The 19,675-nt window shown below is 59.5% G+C and carries 19 protein-coding genes and 1 pseudogene; 12 read left to right on the top strand and 8 right to left on the bottom strand.

The window, feature by feature from the left end:
* Positions 1–110: 110 nt before the first annotated feature.
* On the bottom strand, positions 111–548 hold the full coding sequence (locus RGM2987_RS13800) for a DUF1043 family protein (protein WP_245142048.1): 438 nt from the start codon (positions 546–548) through the stop codon (positions 111–113).
* A gap of 147 nt (positions 549–695) precedes the next feature.
* On the opposite strand from RGM2987_RS13800, the gene RGM2987_RS13795 reads away from it, so the two are divergent.
* The 3 genes from RGM2987_RS13795 (at position 696) to zapE (ending at position 3,901) form a co-directional block, all read left to right on the top strand.
* Positions 696–1,325: an alpha/beta fold hydrolase gene (locus RGM2987_RS13795; protein WP_245142046.1), complete on the top strand. Its 630-nt coding sequence runs from the start codon at positions 696–698 to the stop codon at positions 1,323–1,325.
* Positions 1,326–1,349: 24 nt separating this feature from the next.
* Positions 1,350–2,705, top strand: coding sequence for a tryptophan--tRNA ligase (locus RGM2987_RS13790; RefSeq protein ID WP_245142044.1), 1,356 nt, complete (start codon positions 1,350–1,352; stop codon positions 2,703–2,705).
* Positions 2,706–2,806: 101 nt separating this feature from the next.
* Positions 2,807–3,901: a cell division protein ZapE gene (gene zapE, locus RGM2987_RS13785; RefSeq protein WP_245142042.1), complete on the top strand. Its 1,095-nt coding sequence runs from the start codon at positions 2,807–2,809 to the stop codon at positions 3,899–3,901.
* A 48-nt stretch (positions 3,902–3,949) separates the two neighbouring features.
* On the opposite strand, the gene RGM2987_RS13780 is transcribed toward zapE, so the two are convergent.
* From RGM2987_RS13780 to RGM2987_RS13760, 5 genes are all read right to left on the bottom strand, one after another.
* Positions 3,950–4,930, bottom strand: coding sequence for an asparaginase (locus tag RGM2987_RS13780; protein ID WP_245142040.1), 981 nt, complete (start codon positions 4,928–4,930; stop codon positions 3,950–3,952).
* A gap of 71 nt (positions 4,931–5,001) precedes the next feature.
* Positions 5,002–6,207: a hypothetical protein gene (locus RGM2987_RS13775; RefSeq protein WP_245142038.1), complete on the bottom strand. Its 1,206-nt coding sequence runs from the start codon at positions 6,205–6,207 to the stop codon at positions 5,002–5,004.
* A gap of 15 nt (positions 6,208–6,222) precedes the next feature.
* On the bottom strand, positions 6,223–7,110 hold the full coding sequence (locus tag RGM2987_RS13770) for a nitrilase family protein (RefSeq protein ID WP_245142036.1): 888 nt from the start codon (positions 7,108–7,110) through the stop codon (positions 6,223–6,225).
* Between the two features lie 197 nt (positions 7,111–7,307).
* Complete coding sequence (locus tag RGM2987_RS13765; RefSeq protein WP_245142033.1) at positions 7,308–9,251, bottom strand: FAD-dependent oxidoreductase; 1,944 nt, start codon at positions 9,249–9,251, stop codon at positions 7,308–7,310.
* A gap of 205 nt (positions 9,252–9,456) precedes the next feature.
* Positions 9,457–10,353, bottom strand: a complete 897-nt coding sequence (locus RGM2987_RS13760) for a GlxA family transcriptional regulator (protein WP_245142127.1) — start codon at positions 10,351–10,353, stop codon at positions 9,457–9,459.
* A gap of 242 nt (positions 10,354–10,595) precedes the next feature.
* On the opposite strand from RGM2987_RS13760, the gene RGM2987_RS13755 reads away from it, so the two are divergent.
* On the top strand, positions 10,596–11,732 hold the full coding sequence (locus tag RGM2987_RS13755; protein WP_245142030.1) for an acyl-CoA dehydrogenase family protein: 1,137 nt from the start codon (positions 10,596–10,598) through the stop codon (positions 11,730–11,732).
* A 132-nt stretch (positions 11,733–11,864) separates the two neighbouring features.
* On the opposite strand, the gene RGM2987_RS13750 is transcribed toward RGM2987_RS13755, so the two are convergent.
* The gene (locus RGM2987_RS13750; protein WP_245142028.1) at positions 11,865–12,905 is read right to left on the bottom strand and encodes an NADP(H)-dependent aldo-keto reductase; all 1,041 of its coding nucleotides are present in this window, start codon (positions 12,903–12,905) and stop codon (positions 11,865–11,867) included.
* Between the two features lie 246 nt (positions 12,906–13,151).
* On the opposite strand from RGM2987_RS13750, the gene rplM reads away from it, so the two are divergent.
* The 8 genes from rplM to RGM2987_RS13710 all read left to right on the top strand — a co-directional run bounded on the left by rplM (position 13,152) and on the right by RGM2987_RS13710 (position 19,507).
* On the top strand, positions 13,152–13,580 hold the full coding sequence (gene rplM / locus RGM2987_RS13745) for a 50S ribosomal protein L13 (RefSeq protein WP_003205365.1): 429 nt from the start codon (positions 13,152–13,154) through the stop codon (positions 13,578–13,580).
* Positions 13,581–13,594: 14 nt separating this feature from the next.
* Positions 13,595–13,987 carry a 30S ribosomal protein S9 gene (gene rpsI / locus RGM2987_RS13740; protein WP_003228056.1) on the top strand — a complete coding sequence of 131 codons (393 nt, stop codon included), beginning with the start codon at positions 13,595–13,597 and terminating at the stop codon, positions 13,985–13,987.
* A gap of 256 nt (positions 13,988–14,243) precedes the next feature.
* On the top strand, positions 14,244–14,837 hold the full coding sequence (gene petA, locus RGM2987_RS13735) for a ubiquinol-cytochrome c reductase iron-sulfur subunit (protein WP_245142024.1): 594 nt from the start codon (positions 14,244–14,246) through the stop codon (positions 14,835–14,837).
* Positions 14,837–16,048, top strand: a complete 1,212-nt coding sequence (locus tag RGM2987_RS13730) for a cytochrome bc complex cytochrome b subunit (RefSeq protein WP_042732149.1) — start codon at positions 14,837–14,839, stop codon at positions 16,046–16,048. Before petA ends, RGM2987_RS13730 begins: the two co-directional genes overlap by 1 nt.
* On the top strand, positions 16,048–16,830 hold the full coding sequence (locus tag RGM2987_RS13725; protein ID WP_245142022.1) for a cytochrome c1: 783 nt from the start codon (positions 16,048–16,050) through the stop codon (positions 16,828–16,830). The genes RGM2987_RS13730 and RGM2987_RS13725 overlap by 1 nt, the downstream gene beginning before the upstream one ends.
* A 151-nt stretch (positions 16,831–16,981) precedes the next feature.
* A complete protein-coding gene (locus RGM2987_RS13720) occupies positions 16,982–17,599 on the top strand; it encodes a glutathione S-transferase N-terminal domain-containing protein (RefSeq protein ID WP_245142020.1) in 618 nt (205 codons plus the stop codon).
* A gap of 16 nt (positions 17,600–17,615) precedes the next feature.
* Positions 17,616–18,029 carry a ClpXP protease specificity-enhancing factor gene (locus RGM2987_RS13715; RefSeq protein ID WP_245142017.1) on the top strand — a complete coding sequence of 138 codons (414 nt, stop codon included), beginning with the start codon at positions 17,616–17,618 and terminating at the stop codon, positions 18,027–18,029.
* A gap of 1,118 nt (positions 18,030–19,147) precedes the next feature.
* Complete coding sequence (locus tag RGM2987_RS13710) at positions 19,148–19,507, top strand: DUF6124 family protein (protein WP_245142015.1); 360 nt, start codon at positions 19,148–19,150, stop codon at positions 19,505–19,507.
* A gap of 73 nt (positions 19,508–19,580) precedes the next feature.
* Here the strand turns inward: RGM2987_RS13710 and RGM2987_RS13705 are convergent.
* Positions 19,581–19,675 (bottom strand): annotated as a pseudogene (locus RGM2987_RS13705) (IS110 family transposase); the annotation flags it as partial.

Genomic DNA, 19,675 nt, shown 5'->3' with positions numbered 1-19,675 from the left:
GAGCAAGCCCGCTCCCACAGGGTCAAGGTGGGTGTACAGGGCTGAAACTGCGGACAAAAAAAGCCCGCCTGATCCAGTGATCAGGCGGGCTTTTCAGGTGTTGCCGGGAATTACTTTTTCAAACCGTAATGCTCATCAAGCATGCCGGGCGAATTAGGGGCCTTTGGCGCGTAGTCCCGGGGTGGTTCCTGCACCTCTTTTGGCGGGGTCAGGCGTTCCCGTGGGGCCTGGCCTGCGTCGGCGTGCAGGGCGGCCAGCAGACGTTGGCGGGTCTGCTCGTCCAGGGCCAGGCGATTGGCGCCCTCGGACAGATGATCCTGGACATCCTGATAGCTCTGGGTGAGTTTTTTCACCAGGGCCGCGGTGCTGTTGAAGTGGGTGACCACTTCATTCTGATAACTGTCGAAACGTTCCTGAATGTCGTCCAGCTGGCGTTGCGTGCTGTTAGGCACCGCGTTGGGCAGCAGTCGGGCAAGCAGGAATCCAATGGCGACACCCGCGACCAGGGCAAGAGTCGGCAACAACCAAACTAAGAGCGAGTGTTCCACGAGTCCTTCCTCTATAAACGGCTTTGCTTTACGTTAACGGCTCGGACCTGCGCTGTATACCGCGAAGAACATCGCAATCATGCCAGGCACAGACTTTTAGCTAGACGAGTCGACCCTATTCGGGGTCACGGAGTTCACCCCTTGCTTATGCGCGAAACCCCTGTAGTCATCGATGGCCCGGTCGGCCAACTGGAAGCCTTGTACCTGGACAGCGAGGCCCCTCGTGGCCTGGCGCTGATCTGCCACCCCAACCCGGTACAGGGTGGGACCATGCTCAACAAAGTGGTCTCGACCCTGCAACGCACCGCCCGCGATGCCGGCCTGGTTACGTTGCGTTTCAATTATCGGGGCGTGGGTGCCAGTGCCGGCAGCCATGACATGGGCAGCGGCGAAGTGGACGATGCCCAGGCCGCCGCCACGTGGTTGCTGGAGAAATACCCGCAATTGCCCCTGACCCTGTTCGGTTTTTCCTTCGGTGGGTTCGTCGCCGCCAGCCTTGGTGGGCGCCTTGAAGCCCAAGGCCAGGCGCTCAAGCAGCTGTTCATGGTAGCCCCGGCGGTGATGCGCCTGAACGAGCAGTCACCCTTGCCAATGGGCGGTGAGTTGACGGTGATCCAGCCGGAAAACGACGAAGTGGTCGACCCCAAGCTCGTCTACGAATGGTCCGCCACGCTCCAACGCCCCCATGAGCTGCTGAAAGTGGCAGAATGCGGACACTTTTTTCATGGCAAGCTGACCGATCTCAAGGATCTGATCCTGCCGCGCCTCTCGAATTGACAGCAGTCTGACAAGCGATAACCCATGACGACTCGTACCCGTATCCTGACCGGCATCACCACCACCGGCACCCCGCACCTGGGCAACTACGCCGGCGCCATCCGTCCGGCGATCGTCGCCAGCCGCGACAGCAACGCCGATTCGTTCTACTTCCTGGCCGATTACCACGCCCTGATCAAATGCGATGACCCGCTGCGCATCCAGCGTTCGCGCTTGGAAATCGCTGCCACCTGGCTGGCCGGTGGCCTGGACGTGGACCGCGTGACGTTCTATCGCCAATCCGACATTCCCGAGATCCCCGAGCTGACCTGGCTGCTGACCTGCGTCGCCGCCAAGGGCCTGCTCAACCGCGCCCACGCCTACAAGGCCTCGGTGGACAAGAACGTCGAGACCGGCGAAGACCCGGACGCCGGCATCACCATGGGCCTGTACAGCTACCCGGTGTTGATGGCCGCCGACATCCTGATGTTCAACGCCCACAAGGTGCCGGTCGGCCGCGACCAGATCCAGCACGTGGAAATGGCCCGCGACATCGGCCAGCGCTTCAACCACCTGTTCGGCCAGGGCAAGGAGTTCTTCACCATGCCCGAGGCGCTGATCGAAGAAAGCGTCGCCACGTTGCCGGGCCTCGATGGTCGCAAGATGTCCAAGAGCTACGACAACACCATCCCGTTGTTCAGCAGCGCCAAGGACATGAAGGACGCGATCTCGCGCATCGTCACCGACTCCCGTGCGCCGGGCGAAGCCAAGGATCCGGACAATTCGCACCTGTTCACGCTGTTCCAGGCCTTCGCCACCCCGGCGCAGTCCGCCGAGTTCCGCAGCGAATTGCTGCAGGGCCTGGGTTGGGGCGAGGCCAAGAACCGCCTGTTCCAGTTGCTCGACAACGAGCTGGGTGAATCACGCGAGCGTTATCACCAGCTCATCGAGCGTCCGGCGGACCTGGAAGACCTCTTGCAACTGGGCGCGAAAAAAGCCCGGGCCGTGGCGACGCCGTTCCTCAACGAACTGCGCGAAGCCGTTGGCCTGCGCTCGTTCGTCAGCCAGGTTCAGGTAGCCGCCAGCACCAAAAAGAAAGCCGCCAAGGCGGCCCGCTTCGTCAGCTTCCGCGAAGACGATGGTAGCTTCCGTTTCCGTCTGCTGGCCGCCGATGGCGAGCAATTGTTGCTGTCGCGCAATTTTGCCGATGGCAAGACCGCAGGCCAGGTCACCAAACAACTGCAAGCCGGCCAGCCATTGGACGTGCGCAGCGAGGCGCTGAGTTTCAGCGTCTGGCTCGATGGCGAAAGCGTGGCGGACAGCCCGACCTTCGCCGACAGCGCTGCCCGAGACGCGGCCATCGATGCGTTGCGCGTTGCCCTGACGCCCGCCCAGGACTGATCCAGCGCGTCATCCGATCATCGGCCCGCCTATGGGCCGATTGCCATTCCTCTGGGCCGTCGCTACAGTGTCGGCCCGTTTTTGTTGCCTTGCTAACGAATATGACGCCCCTAGAACGATATCAAGCTGATCTGAAACGCCCGGAGTTCTTCCACGACGCAGCCCAGGAAACGGCCGTGCGCCATTTGCAGCGCCTGTACGACGACCTGATCGCCGCGTCGAACAACAAGCCGGGGCTGTTGGGCAAACTGTTCGGCAAGAAAGACCAGGCGCCGGTCAAGGGCCTGTATTTCTGGGGCGGCGTGGGCCGTGGCAAGACCTATCTGGTGGACACCTTCTTCGAGGCGCTGCCGTTCAAGGAAAAGACCCGGACGCACTTCCACCGTTTCATGAAACGCGTGCACGAGGAAATGAAGACCCTGGGTGGCGAGAAGAACCCGCTGACCATCATCGCCAAGCGTTTCGCCAGCGAGACCCGGGTCATCTGCTTCGATGAGTTCTTCGTGTCCGACATCACCGACGCGATGATCCTCGGCACCTTGATGGAAGAGCTGTTCAAGAACGGCGTGACCCTGGTCGCCACCTCGAACATCGTCCCGGACGGCTTGTACAAGGACGGCCTGCAACGCGCGCGCTTCCTGCCGGCCATCGCGCTGATCAAGCAGCACACCGATATCGTCAACGTCGACAGCGGCGTCGACTATCGCCTGCGTCACCTCGAGCAAGCGGAGCTGTTCCACTTTCCCCTGGATGCCGCCGCCGAAGAGAGCCTGCGCAAGAGCTTCCGCGCCCTGACGCCGGAGTGCACCCAGGCCGTGGAAAACGACGTGCTGATCATCGAGAACCGTGAAATCCGCGCGATCCGTACTTGCGACGACGTGGCCTGGTTCGACTTCCGCGAACTGTGCGACGGCCCGCGCAGCCAGAACGACTACATCGAACTGGGCAAGATCTTCCATGCCGTGCTACTCAGTGGCGTCGAGCAGATGAGCGTCACCACCGACGACATCGCCCGGCGCTTCATCAACATGGTCGACGAATTCTACGACCGTAACGTGAAGCTGATCATCTCGGCCGAAGTCGAACTCAAGGACCTCTACACCGGCGGTCGCCTGACGTTCGAATTCCAGCGGACCCTGAGCCGGTTGCTGGAAATGCAATCCCACGAGTTTCTGTCGCGGGCGCATAAGCCTTAGGGATTCGGAACACAAAAAAGGCCTGCGATTGCAGGCCTTTTTTATGCGTTAAAGATTGTGCAGATAACGGCCCAAATCGTCCTGTTTCTGGCACCCCACCAACAGCCATAACAGAATCCTGGCTTTGCGCGGGCAGATAAACCCCGCCATCGATGCGCCCCGGCGTACGAGGTCCATCTCGCTGCCCTTGAATCCGTAGGTAGACCGAGCCGTAGAGCCGCTGCCGCAACGCGTCGCAATAACCACGGGAATTTTCTGGGCAATGGCTTCGATTGCTTCAGTCCAGGACGCACACACGTGTCCAGCGCCGAAACCGGCGATCACCAAGCCGTCGTAGCCGAGCTTGAGAATATTCTCCAGCAGCAGGCTGTCGGCAGACAACGACGCCTCCAGCAGGGCGATGGCATGTGTGGTCTGTTGCGGCACGGGAAGGATGTTGCGCTGGGTGGGCGGGCGCAGGTAGCGAACCGAGTCTTCCAACAGATGGCCGACGGGGCCGACGACCGGCGAGGAAAAGGCCTGCAAGGCCATTGAGTCGGTCTTGCGGACGGCATGCGCTGCATGGATCTGCCCGTTCATGACCACCTGGACGCCGCGCCGCCGGCTGTCCGGTGCCAGCGCCACCCGACATGCGTCCAGCAGGTTTGCCGGCCCGTCGGCGCCAGCCTGGGCGGCCGAGCGCATGGCGCCGGTGAGCACCAGCGGTGCGTCGTGATCCCACAGATAATCCAATAGCGTGGCGGTTTCTTCGAGGGTGTCCGTGCCCTGGGTGATGACTACGCCCACGGCGCCGTACTGGATCTGCAGGTTGGCCCAGGAAAGCACGCTGAGCAATGACTCGAAATTCAATGACGCGCTGGGCAACAGCCCTAATGTCTCGACGCTGACCTGTGCCAGGGTCTTCAGCTCCGGTATCGAGGCGAGCAGGGTCTCGCCGCTGACAGTCGGGATCACCCCGGCGCCGACGGTTTTGACCTGCATGCTCACGGTGCCGCCGAGTGATGCGACGGCCAGTTTGGGTAGGTCCATGTTTACCTCTTTGCAGGTAGTGGAAGCGGGCTGCACCCGGTTGGAAAGGGGGCAGCCGCTGGGCCCGGCGCTCAGTCGATGAGGAAGTGTCCGATAAACGAAATTATGAGCAGGGTGCTGATCGCCATGGACAGGACATTAGCGACGAAAGGGTGCATGTCGTTGGGTATCCACTTGGCAATGGCGCACGCCAGCGGTGGAGCAATCAATGCCCCGAGCAGCGCGCTGACGGTGATGACCTGCCAGCTGCCGCCGTAGGTCAGAATCGCTGCCGGTACGACGGACACCAACGGTATATAGGTGGGATACCAGCCCCGTTGTATCCATTGGCGCCGCCAGACCACCACCCCTATCGCGGAAGTCAGTGCCTGGGCCACGATCAGTTGGGGCAGCAAACCCGAGCCATACGCCGGGCTCATCGGGTTCAGGGTGTAAGCCAGCAAGGCGCCCAGGATCAGGCCTAGACTCGCCCATTCGTTGCCATGGAAGGGAGCCTCCGAAAAGTCCGCCAACACCCGGCGCAGACTCCAGATGACACCGTAATCGGGTGTCTTGAGGGGAGCAGGCAGAGGTTCGGGAGACTTTGCGACCGCTTCGGACTTCACAAGGCCTGGCAATTGGCGGCAGAGGAGAAACGCGATGACACTGGCCACGGCCATGCCTGAGACATTACCGATCACGGCTGGCAAACCCAGTGGGTTGCAGACGTAGTTGACGATCAACAGGCATGACGGGGTGACGAGCAATGCGCCCAGGATTGCGCCATTGAGCGTGACCTTCCAGCCTGCGCCAAACATCAGCACCATCGCCGCCGGCAGTGAAACGAAGGCCGCGAACGTGGGTTGCCATTGGTCGGCCGAAACGGTCCAGCCCCACAGCAGGTTGCTCAGCAGAAGACCGAGCAATGAACTGGTGACCACCCACGGCCACAAGCCGCTGCCATAGCAGATGCTGAAGCCTTGCCAGGCCTTACCCATCCGGCTGGCCCGGTAGGCCAGGTAGCCACCGGCCAGTAGCCCGAGGGAGGCGAACTCATGCTTGTAGAACGCCACCTCGCTGATATCCCCCAGTACCCAGCGTAACCAGGCTCCTGGATGGGGGAGGCTCGACACCATGTGGCTGTAGTCGGGCCAGTGGGCGGTCCAGGTGGGGTGATAAGTGGATGACAGCCAGTAAATCAACAGCGCCGTGCCCAGCAGGAGGAGGATGATTGCGCTGTCCAGCGGCGATCGGGCAGCCGGTCGATGCTGAGGGCGTTTTTCGTTTGTGGTATCCATGGTCTCGCTCCCTTATCAACGTGGCAGACAAGGGTGCTGGGTGTAACCGAGCATCGCGTCGTAGAGATCGGCGCGACGATCACGATGCAGATCGTTCAAGCTGTTCCAGATGGGCGCACTACGGGCGCTGGTCAGGTCAATGTCGGCAAACAGCACCTCCTGCTCATCGGCGGATGCGACCGCACCAATCGGCCAACCGTTGGTGCCGGCGATCAGCGAGCAGCCCAGGTAACGTGCGCCGCGCTCTTCACCGATTCGGCTAGCCGCGGCAATGAACACGTTGTTGACGTGGGCAGCGGTGATTGTCAGGTAAGACGCCATGCATTTCCCTGCTTCATCGAACAGCGGCGGTGGTGTCCAGACCCAGTTATTCAGGCTGCAGATGATGTCCGCGCCCTGCTGGCTGAGGATTCGTGGCACTTCGGGGAACCAGATGTCCCAACAGATCAGCAGTCCGATGCGGCCGATGGGGGTGTCAAAAACCGGAAAACCCATGTCGCCGGGTGTGAACCAGAGTTTCTCCTGGTTCCATAGATGCGCCTTGCGATAGCGACCAATGAAGCCGTCCGGCCCCACCAGAACACCCGTGTTGAAGAGCCGTACACCGTCGCGCTCGGTCAGCCCGGCCACCAGATAAATCTTGTGCTCGCGGGCAAAGTCCATCCATATCTGCACGCTGGGTCCGTCGGGAACGGGCTCCGCATGGTCGAAAGCATCTTGCCGGCTCTTGAAGAAATAACCTGTGCTGGACAGCTCGGGCAGGACGATGAGGTTCGCTCCGCCGCGCACCGCCTCAAGGGCCAGCTCAATGCCCCGACGCAGGTTGTCGCCATGGTTCTCCATGCCGACTTGCGGATCAAATTGCACGACTGCTACACGAACGGGACTCGTTGGTTCGCTCATTCCGTAAACCTCTTGTTTGTTATTATTCGCGCTGTTTAAGGCGTATTCATAAGAGGTGAAGCGGGGGCGGGTTGTAAGTCAGCCGTTTCTGCTTAGGCTGTAGGGCATCTCCGAAGATGACCGGCTGGAGGGGTGGCCAGGGGGCGGTGAGGGCAGAGCCGATGCACATCGTGCTCGGCTCCAGAGCTTGGGGAGCGTCAGGTTGCGACCTGATAGTGCGGATACTCCCCCATGGAAAAACCACCGTTGAATCGTGCAGCGGTTTTATCGCAGATATGAATCACCGCATCGACGGCGCCACGAAAACAAGGCTCCGTCCAGCCTGCATCGACAGAAAACGATTCGCCACAAAGATACAGGCCCGAAACATGGCCGAAGTCCCGGTTGTACTTCATCAGGCCCACGGCGTCATAGTAGGTGCCGGGCCGGTAAAGCTTTGCGCAGCCCAGCGCATTTTTATCGGTTACCCAGCGCTGAACCACGGCTCGATCCAGAGCGATATAAGGAGAAATTCTTTCCTGGATATTGGCGCAGTTCATGAGTATCCGATCCAGCTCCTTTGCACACCGGGTCACCAGCTCCTTATCGCTGAAGGCGGCGAGCTTGGTGGCATCGTCTTCCCAGGTGTAGCTCAGGAGAATGCAGTCATAGCTGTAGCTATCGTTGTAACGGTAGGTGTAGACGTCATGGATGAAGCTGTCGGTGACGATCGCTTGGGGGATTCTGGTGTTGTTCGAGAGGAAGGTTTTTTTCAATGGCGCAAAGACTTTGCAACTGGTTTCCCAGTGCGCGGTTTTATAGGCACTGATTGTCTCGAACGGCAGCATTCGCGGGGTAAAATTTTCAAGCGCTATGCGCGTCTCGATCAGCCAGGAGGGCAGGGTCATGATGACCGAGTCGAAGTCCAGAAAGCGTTCCCGTGTTTGCTCAGGTTGGCTGTGCTTCCAGTTGAAGTGGACGCGTATCTTCTGATTGGTCAGTTTTTCCAGTTTGGTTACCGAGGCGTCCGTGAGCAAGCCATCGTTTCTTTCCAGGCAGTGCTCGTATAAGGACTTCGCGGTTTCTTCGGGCTTCATGAACAGCAGGCACTCGCTTAATGCGGCGAGGCCGAGGTAACGGGGCCTGTCAAAACTCAAGCCCATCGAGTCAACGACTGTTTCTCCCTGTAGGTAGGGCGACGGTAGTGGCTCGCCTGATGAATTCACCCGCCCATGGATAAGTTGCAGTTGGCTGCTGAATCCGAAGATGGCGGTCCGTAGGGGGTAGAGCGAGCAGACGTCGTAAAAGGCGCCCCAACTACCGTCGCCTATGCCGATGGCGTAGAAAATCGCCGATTCTTGCGCCGACATGCCCATCCCGCCGAAGTCTCCGGGCGAGTCTGGGTCCCAGGCTTTCAATGCGGGCATGCGCACCAAGTCGCGAAACGAAACGCTCTCGTACTTCGCGACAATGGCAGCCCAGACGATTTCCCAATCCTCAGTGGCGTAAACTTCGGCGACGTGGCGGGTCATGCGGTCGGCAAAGGCCTTCCACTTGGCGTAGACCTTTTGCAATTCTTCACCGGGAGGCGGTGTGTGCCCGTCTTCGTTTTTCCAGATCAGCATGCTCGGGTGCCCGCCCTCCATGCTGCCTTCCCTCAGATAGATACCTGTCGACCTGACCGCTGCGCTTCCGGGGTTGGCGAAGTCTGAAAACAACAGTTCAAACGTCTTGGTGTAGTAAACCATCAACGATCGCCCACTGGTGGGTGGTTCGTCAGCTCTGTTGAAGAAGGGCATGCGCATCGCACCCATTTCAAACGGCGTATGGTTCACCGTCGATTTGCGGCTGCCCGGCACCGTCAGGTGCCTGCCGCCTATGCGTGTGGTTTGTTCGATGAGGGTGACCTGGGCGAATCCACACCGATGAAGCTCCCTGGCGGCAGTCAAGCCAGTGATTCCGGCGCCAATGACGCAGATTTTGTGTTGTGGGTCCGTTGCGCGGGCGATGCCGTTGGCCTGTTCGACGAGTGCCCGGTAGTCGAAGCACAGGTCCGGTGGGTTTGGAAAGCGAGCCGCCCACTGCTTTTTGATCGAGCGCTTGGTCCGGGAGGCGTCGGTGGCAACGGTTGCTGGGTAGTTATAACTTGATCCTATAGTCACTGCGGTTCGTCCCTGATGGTGTTTGCAGGAAGCGATGTTGCAGCGTTACCGGAGCGATGTATGTGAGCAAAATCGGCCGCCCTGATGTTCCCGATTCCGCTTTTTGCGTAGGAAAGTACAAATACAGCACCTGCTTCCTGGCACGAGCTTCAATGCGAAACCGAGCAGGCTCGCTCTCGCATTGAAATAGGATTGTCTGCTGTACTTACGCCGCCCGCTGAAACTGCTGCCGATACTGGTTCGGCGACAGGTCGGTATGTTGCCGGAACAGTCGTGCGAAAAAGCTCGCATCGTCGTAGCCGACTTCGTAGCTGATGGTCTTGATGCTCTTGCGGCTGCCGGACAGCAGGCCCTTGGCGGTTTCGATGCGCAAGCGTTGCAGGTAGTGCAGCGGCTTGTCGCCGGTGGCGGTCTGGAAGCGGCGCATGAAGTTGCGGATACTCATGCCGTGCTCCCGGGCGACGTCCTCGAAGCGGAATTTGTCGGCGAAGTGTTCCTCAAGCCAGTGCTGGATCTGCAGGATGATCACATCCTGGTGCAGCTTCTGTCCGCCGAAGCCTATCCTTCCCGGTGAATAACTGCGTTGCACCTCATACAGGATATCCCGCGCCACGGCTTGGGCGATGTTGGCGCCGCAGAAGCGTTCGATGAGGTAGATGTAGAGGTCGCAGGCCGAGGTCGTGCCGCCGGCGCAGAACAGGTTGTCGGCGTCGGTCAGGTGCTTGTCCTGGTTCAGATGGACTTGCGGGAAGCGCTCCTTGAAGGCGTTGAAAAAACGCCAGTAAGTCGTCGCCTCTTTGCCGTCGAGCAGGCCGGCTTCGGCCAGCCAGAATACCCCGGTGGCTTCGCCGCAGAGGACGGCGCCGCGCGCGTGTTGTTCGCGCAGCCAGGGCAGGATCTGCGGATAGCGTTGGCACAGCGCATGGAAGTCATCCCAGAAGGCCGGGAGGATGATGACGTCGGTATCTTCCAGGCCACCGTCCACTGGCATGACCACATCGCTGAAGCTGTTGACCGGCTTGCCGTCGGGGCTCACGAGGCGGATTTCGAAACCCGGTGTCAGACCTTGGCCCAGTTGTTTGCCATAGCGCAGGCTGGCCAGGTGGAAAAAATCCTTGGCTTGCATGAGGGTGAAAGCGAATACCCGGTCGATCGCCAGGATGCTGACGCGCCGCAAGGGCGTGGAGACGTGCATGGACATAATTAATCTTGTTTTTATAGGGGAAAGTGGTCAATAGACGGCTGGATCGTCTTATTTTTTGTCGGATGTGTCCAGTGTCCTGTCGTACATCGTGGGCTTAGGCTCTGTGGGGTAACACGCCCAACCCTGACCCAAGGTGCGCCATGATCCCTAGAACACTGTTCAGTCCCGAGCACGAATTATTTCGCCAGAGCGTACGAACTTTCCTTGAAAAAGAAGCCGTGCCGTACCACAGCCAGTGGGAAAAGCAGGGCCATGTCGATCGCCAGCTCTGGAACAAGGCGGGGGAGGCGGGAATGTTGTGCTCCCATCTGCCGGAGGCTTATGGCGGGCTGGAGGCCGATTTTCTCTACAGCACCGTGGTGATCGAGGAAATCGGGCGCCTGGGACTGACCGGCATCGGCTTCTCGTTGCATTCCGATATCGTCGCGCCGTACATCCTGCACTACGGCAGCGAGGCGCTGAAACACAAGTACCTGCCCAAGCTGGTCTCCGGGGAGATGGTCACGGCCATCGCCATGACCGAGCCGGGCGCCGGTTCCGATTTGCAAGGCGTGAAGACCACCGCGGTGCTGGACGGTGACGACTATGTCATCAACGGCTCGAAAACCTTCATCACCAACGGTTTCCTGGCCGACCTGGTGATCGTGGTGGCCAAGACCGATCCCAAGGCCGGCGCCAAGGGCACCAGCCTGTTTCTGGTGGAAGCGGGCACGCCAGGCTTCGAGAAAGGCAAGCGCCTGGAGAAAGTCGGCATGAAAGCGCAGGACACCTCGGAATTGTTCTTCCAGGACGTCCGCGTGCCAAAGGAGAACCTGCTCGGGCAGGCTGGAATGGGCTTCGCCTATTTGATGCAGGAGCTGCCCCAGGAGCGCCTGACCGTCGCCATCGGAGGCCTGGCCTCGGCCGAAGCGGCGTTGCAATGGACCCTGGACTACACGCGCGACCGCAAGGCGTTCGGCAAGTCGATCGCGGACTTCCAGAACACCCGTTTCAAGCTGGCGGAAATGGCCACCGAGATCCAGATCGGCCGGGTCTTCATCGACCGCTGCCTGGAGCTGCACCTGCAGGGCAAGCTGGATGTGCCCACCGCGGCAATGGCCAAATACTGGGGCACCGACCTGCAGTGCAAGGTGCTCGACGAATGCGTGCAACTGCACGGCGGCTACGGCTTCATGTGGGAATACCCGATTGCGCGAGCGTGGGCGGATGCGCGGGTGCAGCGGATCTATGCCGGGACCAATGAGATCATGAAGGAGATTATTGCGCGGTCGCTTTGATTTTCGGTGAGCTCGGGATCGCTTTCGCGAGCAAGCCCGCTCCCACAGGGGTTTGTGTCTGAACACTCTTTTGTGATCGACGCAGGACTCCTGTGGGAGCGGGCTTGCTCGCGAAGGCTTTTTACCAGGCGATCAAGGCGCCGGGTTCGGATGATCCTTGTGGATCGCCTCGATCCCCGCCAGGACCTCATCCGACAGCTTCAGGCCGAAGCTTTCGATGTTGCTGTCCAGCTGCTCCAGGGTCGTGGCGCCGATGATGTTGCTGGTCACGAACGGCTGCTGGGTGACGAACGCCAGGGCCATCTGCGCCGGGTCCAGGCCATGTTCGCGGGCCAGTGCCACGTAGCGGCTGCACGCCGCTTCCGATTGCGGGTTGAAGTAACGCATGAAGCGGCTGTACAGCGTCAGCCGGCCCTTGGCCGGGCGGGCGCCACCTTCATATTTGCCCGACAGGAAACCGAACGCCAGGGGCGAGTAAGCCAGCAGGCCGCACTGTTCACGAATGGCGATTTCCGACAGACCGACCTCGAAGCTGCGGTTGAGCAGGTTGTAGGGGTTCTGGATCGACACCGCCCGCGGCCAGCCACGGGCTTCGGCCAGGGCGAGGAGTTTCATGGTGCCCCACGGCGTTTCGTTGGACAGGCCGATGTGGCGGATCTTGCCGGCGCGGACCTGTTCGTCCAGGGCTTCGAGGGTTTCCTCCAGCGGGGTGAAATCCTCGTCGGCCTTGTGTTGGTAGCCCAGTTGGCCAAAGAAATTGGTGCTGCGCTCTGGCCAGTGCAACTGGTAAAGATCGATCCAGTCGGTCTGCAGGCGCTTGAGGCTGGCGTCCACGGCTTCGACGATGTGGCGGCGGTTGTGCTTGAGGTTTTTGTCGCGGATGTAGTCGATGGTGTTGCCGGGGCCGGCGATCTTGCTCGCCAGGATCCAGTCGGCACGGTCGCCACGGCTCTTGAAATAATTGCCGATGTAGCGTTCGGTGGTGGCGTAGGTCTCGGCCTTCGGCGGCACCGGGTACATCTCTGCGGTGTCGATGAAATTGATGCCGGCACCCTTGGCGCGTTCAATCTGGGCGAAAGCCTCGGCCTCGCTGTTCTGCTCACCCCAGGTCATGGTTCCGAGGCACAGGGCGCTCACATTCAGATCGGTACGGCCTAGCTGGCGATAGTCCATCGTGGAGCTCCTTGGGCAAAACAATCATAAAAGCAGGTTGAAATATTTTTCGCAATCTGCATAATTGCGCACCTCTTTCTGCAGTGGAAGTGATGCGCCGCCGCCGAAGAATCTTGCCGTTGAACGGACGCGCCGACCCGAGCCCCCGAAAGCGTCTGTATCCGGCTGCCTTTGACTTGTCAAAGTACGCACTATTCAGTAAGATCCGCCGTCTAATTTACAGGGCGGCCCCTGAGGCTATAAAGAATGAAAACTTTTACTGCTAAACCGGAAACAGTAAAGCGCGACTGGTTTGTCGTCGACGCTGCTGGTCAGACCCTGGGTCGTCTGGCCACCGAAATCGCGAGCCGTCTGCGTGGCAAGCACAAGCCTGAGTACACCCCTCACGTTGACACCGGTGACTACATCGTCGTGATCAACGCTGAGCAAGTACGTGTTACTGGCGCTAAAACCACTGACAAAATGTACTACTCCCACTCCGGTTTTCCTGGCGGCATCAAGTCGATCAACTTTGAAAAGCTGATCGCCAAAGCCCCTGAGCGCGTGATCGAGACCGCGGTTAAAGGCATGCTGCCTAAGAACCCGCTGGGTCGCGACATGTATCGTAAGCTGAAGGTTTATGCGGGCGCTGCTCACCCTCATACTGCTCAGCAGCCCCAAGAACTGAAGTTTTAACGGAATAGTTCATTATGTCGGCGACTCAAAATTACGGCACTGGCCGTCGCAAGACTGCAACCGCACGCGTTTTCCTGCGTCCGGGCACTGGTAACATCTCCATCAACAACCGCTCCCTGGATAACTTCTTCGGTCGCGAAACTGCCCGCATGGTAGTTCGTCAGCCGCTGGAACTGACCGAGACCGTCGAAAAATTCGACATCTACGTCACCGTTATCGGTGGTGGTGTAAGTGGCCAGGCTGGCGCAATCCGCCACGGTATCACTCGCGCCCTGATGGACTACGACGAAACCCTGCGTAGCGCCCTGCGCAAAGCTGGCTTCGTGACTCGCGACGCTCGCGAAGTTGAACGTAAGAAAGTCGGTCTGCGTAAAGCGCGTAAGCGTCCGCAGTACTCGAAGCGTTAATTTCGCTTCCGCTTTCAAAAAACGCCCAGTTCCTCACGGAGCCGGGCGTTTTTTTATGGGCGAAATAAATGCTCTGTGACAACTTGCCACATTCGTAGAGCCCCTATACTACAAGGCCTGGCGGTTTGGCCGCTTGGTAATTACCTTGTCAGAATTGGGGGTTTTCATTACCATTCGGCAAAATTTTTATAAGTTCAGATTTTTACTTAGTAGACGCCTGATCTAACAGGCCACAAAGCTGATGGGAGAGGACTGAATGAGCAATGACGGCGTGAATGCAGGCCGGCGTCGCTTCCTGGTAGCAGCCACATCCGTGGTGGGTGCTGCAGGGGCGGTGGGGGCTGCGGTCCCGTTCGTGGGGTCATGGTTTCCCAGTGCCAAGGCGAAAGCTGCAGGTGCACCGGTGAAAGTGAATGTCAGCAAGATCGAGCCAGGCCAGCAGATGATTGCTGAGTGGCGCGGCCAGCCGGTGTTCATCGTCCGCCGTACAGAGGAAATCCTGGGGAATCTGAAAAAGATCGAGGGCCAGCTGTCCGACCCTTCCTCCAAGAACTCGACCCAACCGGAATACGTCAATCCTGAAACGCGATCGATCAAGCCGGAGATCCTGCTGCTGATCGGGATCTGCACGCACCTGGGTTGCTCGCCAACGTTCCGTCCTGAAGTGGCCCCTGCCGACCTGGGCAAGGATTGGGTCGGTGGCTATTTCTGCCCTTGCCACGGCTCCCACTACGACCTGGCCGGTCGCGTCTACAAGTCGCAGCCTGCACCGCTGAACCTGCCAGTTCCCCCGCATTCCTATGAGACCGATGACCTCATTGTCATTGGCGTCGACACGGAGAAAGCGTGATGAGCAAGCTAATGGATTGGGTTGATGCGCGCTTTCCCGCGACCAAGATGTGGGAAGACCATCTCAGCAAATATTACGCTCCGAAAAACTTCAACTTCTTCTACTTCTTTGGCTCCCTGGCCCTGCTCGTTCTGGTCAACCAGATCGTCACCGGTGTCTGGCTGACCATGAGCTACACCCCTTCGGCGGAAGAAGCGTTTGCCTCCGTCGAATACATCATGCGCGACGTCGAGTACGGTTCGATCCTGCGCCTGCTGCACTCCACCGGCGCCTCGGCGTTCTTCATCGTGGTCTACCTGCATATGTTCCGTGGCCTGCTCTACGGTTCGTACCAGAAACCGCGCGAGCTGGTGTGGGTGTTCGGCATGCTGATCTACCTGGCGCTGATGGCCGAAGCCTTCATGGGCTACCTGCTGCCATGGGGCCAGATGTCCTACTGGGGCGCCCAGGTGATCATCTCGCTGTTCGGTGCGATTCCAGTCATCGGCAACGACCTGACCCAGTGGATCCGTGGTGACTACCTGATCTCCGGTATCACCCTGAACCGCTTCTTTGCCCTGCACGTGGTGGCCCTGCCGATCGTGATTCTCGGTCTGGTGGTGCTGCACATCCTGGCGCTGCACGAAGTCGGTTCGAACAACCCCGATGGCGTGGACATCAAGAAACACAAGGACGAGAACGGCGTACCGCTGGATGGCATCGCTTTCCACCCGTACTACACCGTGAAAGACATCGTCGGTGTGGTGGTCTTCCTGTTCATCTTCTGCTCCATCGTGTTCTTCTTCCCCGAGATGGGCGGCTACTTCCTCGAGAAGCCGAACTTCGAACAGGCGAACGCGTTCAAGACTCCTGAACACATTGCCCCGGTCTGGTACTTCACGCCGTTCTACGCGATTTTGCGGGCGATTCCGGACAAGCTGCTGGGCGTTATCGCCATGGGTGCAGCCATCGCCGTGCTGTTCGTCCTGCCGTGGCTGGACCGCAGCCCCGTCAAGTCGATGCGCTACAAAGGCTGGCTGAGCAAGATCTGGCTGGTGGTGTTCTGCATCTCGTTCGTGATCCTGGGCGTGCTGGGCGTATTGGCGCCGACCCCGGAGCGTACGCTGCTCTCGCAGGTGTGCACCTTCCTGTACTTCGCCTACTTCATTCTGATGCCGTTCTACACCAGGCTCGAGAAGACCAAACCGGTTCCGGAAAGGGTGACTGGCTGATGAAAAAGCTATTTGCTGTACTGATTCTTGCTGCTATGCCTGTACTGTCCTTCGCGGCCGAACACGGTGGCCCAGAGCTGGAAAAGGTCGACATCGACGTTTCCGACAAGGCTGCCATGCAGGACGGCGCGCGGACCTTCGCCAACTACTGCATGGGTTGCCACAGTGCCAAGTTCCAGCGCTACGAGCGCGTGGCCGATGACCTGGGCATTCCCCATGACCTGATGCTCGAGAAGCTGGTGTTCACCGGGGCCAAGCTGGGCGACCACATGACCATCGGCATGCAGCCGGCGGACGCCAAGACCTGGTTCGGCGCTGCGCCGCCCGACCTGACCCTGGTTGCACGTGTCCGCGGTACCGACTGGCTCTACGGTTACCTGCGTTCGTTCTACGAAGATCCTGCGCGTCCTTGGGGTGTGAACAACAAGGTCTTCCCGAACGTCGGCATGCCTAACGTCCTGGCCGGCCTGCAGGGTCGTCAGGTGGTAGGCTGCAAGCAGGTCCAGATTGTCGAGCACGGTAAAAAGCAATATGACCCGCTGACCGGCACCGCGTTGACTCACGAAGCCTGCGACCAGTTGACCATTGTGCCGAATACCGGCAGCCTGACGCCGGAGCAGTTCGACGAGAAGGTCAAGAACCTGGTGACCTTCCTGGCCTACTCGGCCAACCCGGTGAAGCTGGAGCATCAGCGCATCGGTACGTATGTATTGCTGTACCTGGCGTTCTTCTTCGTATTCGCTTATCTGCTCAAGCGTGAATACTGGAAAGACGTGCATTGATAAAGCTGTAAGCCGTTGCTGTTAATCGTGCGCGCCCAAGGGCGTCTCTGAAGGTGTAACGAGCCTGGTCGGCCAGGTGTTACGGGAGACGCCCTCTGGGCGCGCTCGCTTTTCCGTTTTTCGATAATTTCAACAAGCGAGGAGGATCGCCATGGGCGTGACCAATCGGTTGGCCTGTTACTCCGACCCCGCCGACCACTATTCCCACCGGGTACGCATCGTACTGGCAGAGAAGGGTGTCAGCGCCGAGATCATTTACGTCGAAGCCGGCCGTCAGCCGCCGAAGCTGATCGAGGTGAACCCTTACGGCAGTTTGCCCACATTGGTCGATCGCGACCTGGCCCTGTGGGAATCGACCGTGGTGATGGAATACCTGGATGAGCGTTATCCGCATCCACCCCTGCTGCCGGTGTACCCTGTCGCACGTGCCAACAGTCGTCTGCTGATGCATCGCATCCAGCGCGACTGGTGTGGCTTGGTGGACCTGATCCTGGATCCACGGACCAAGGAACCGGCGCGGGTGGTGGCGCGCAAAGAGCTGCGCGAAAGCCTGACGGGCGTGTCGCCGCTGTTCATCGACAAGCCGTTTTTCCTCAGTGAGGAACAAAGTCTGGTGGATTGCTGCCTATTGCCCATACTCTGGCGTTTGCCGATTCTGGGTATCGAACTGCCGCGGCCCGCCAAGCCGCTGCTTGATTATATGGAGCGCCAATTTGCGCGTGAGGCTTTCCAGGCGAGTCTGTCTGGTGTCGAACGCGACATGCGCTGAGGCTTAAGGAGCCGCTATGAACTCCAGTCGACCTTATCTGGTCCGCGCGCTCTACGAGTGGATTGTGGACAACGATTGCACCCCGCACATGCTGGTCAACGCCGAGTATCCATCGGTGCAGGTGCCGCAGGGCTTTGCCAATGACGGGCAGATTGTCCTGAACGTTTCGCCGGCTGCCGTGCGTCATTTGCACATGGACAACGATGCCGTCAGCTTCGAAGGCCGCTTCGGTGGCGTGCCACACACGCTGTACGTGCCTATTGCTTCGATCCTGGGGATTTATGCCCGGGAGAATGGCCAGGGTATGGTGTTTGAGCTTGAGGCGCCGTTGGATGGCGAGGAAGAGTTCGAGGCGGATGATGAACTGCCGCCACCGGATGATGAGCCGCCGCGGCCTAGTGGGCGGCCCAGTCTTAAGGTGGTGAAGTAGGGATTGATGTACATATCCGTTTCTTCGGTAACGGCCACCTATGGTTCCGCTCTTACAGCGGGTCACTTTTGAAAAGGCGCCAAAAGTAACCAAAAGCGCCTCGCCCCACCACTGGGCACCTCGCTTACGCTCGGTGTTCCCTCACTCCGGCATTGCTCCGTGGGCCCGCCGCGAAGGGCCATCCATGGCCCAGCGCGGCTATCCCGGCATCCATGCCGGGATGCCCACTACGCAATGCCTGCGTTCGGCCCTTGTGGTTAATGGGGCGCCCAAGATCAAAAGCCAAAGCCAAAGCCAAAGCCAAAGCCAAAGCGAGGCGGTCTAACGGCCGACCTATCTCCTCCGGTTGTACCCCAATCTCATTGTGGGAGCGAGCCTGCTCGCGATGGCGGCCTAACAGCCGGCCTGACTTTTGCGGCTGTATCTGAATCCACCTTTGGGAGCAAAGCTTGCTCGCGAAGCGGTCTAATGGCCGACCTATCTCCTGCGGTTGTACCCCGATCTCATTGTGGGAGCGAGCTTGCCCGCGATGGCGGCCTGGCAGCCGACGCATCTCTCAGGGCTGTCCCCAGTGAAGCGAATGCCATGACCGAGCAAAACCCTGGATTGCGACATCCAACCCCTGTGGCGAGGGAGCTTGCTCCCGCTGGGCGGCAAAGCCGTCCCAAAACCAACAACGCATTCCCCCAGGTAAACCACCTGAACCCGCCCCACGACGGCTACGCCGCCGAGCGGGAGCAAGCTCCCTCGCCACTGGGGGTAGTCCTGTGCCTTCAGATAAATGTTCAGCCTGACCATTTTTCCCCCGCAACCCCACATATCCTTGCGCCTTTGCCTACAACTACGCCAGAATCCGCCCGCTTGTGCGCCTTGTCCCCGGGTTTTATTGTCTTTCCTGCCACTGCCCATCAGTGGTCGGGTTTAGTAGCCCAGGAAATACACGACGGTTGCACGAGTCTCATCAGTCGGGCATTTGCCTGCACTCGATGGTGGCTGTGCGCATGGCGCCTTCGGGCGCGCCGGGCTTTGTGTATTTCACCGGTCTACTAACTTGCGCACAGCCGCCACCATTTCGTTTAGTAGCGATGCGGTTGCGGCCCTACTGAAGGAAATATTCAATGATCAAAATAACTCCGAATCCCCCAGAAGCAGGCTCCACCGCACAATCCGCAAAATCCAAAGCCAAGCAGCAAGACGAAGCCACGAAACGCGTGCTTGATCACTACTTGCTGCCGAAGCCGGATAAATCCCAAGACGCGCCAAAACCGGGCCAGGTATTCACCGTCGTGAAAGGCCTCGATAACGAATGCCTGCTCGCCAACCTCAGCGAAACCCTGGCCTCGGCGGACGCTATGGTCGACGAACTCGCATTCGACCTGGAAGGCTCGCGGCGTAGTCTGGCGCTTGGCATTCAGCAGTTGATCGAACTGAGTTCATTACTGGCGAATCAGGTGCTGGATAACGTCGACCCGCGATAGCCATTAAAAGCCAAGTAAGTTAGCACTCAGCACCCGGCCCTCTGTGGGAGATTCTATGGTTTGGTGGAAGCCCTCAAGCCGCTTTTGGTTGGTATTCGCTTTGCCCTTTCAGCAGAGCGAATACGATCCGGGCAAGCTTGCGAGCCAACATCACTAGCGCCTGGGTAG

Source organism: Pseudomonas sp. RGM2987 (assembly GCF_022952855.1).
In the GTDB taxonomy this organism is placed as follows: domain Bacteria; phylum Pseudomonadota; class Gammaproteobacteria; order Pseudomonadales; family Pseudomonadaceae; genus Aquipseudomonas.
This window is presented reverse-complemented; position numbering and strand designations above follow the sequence as displayed.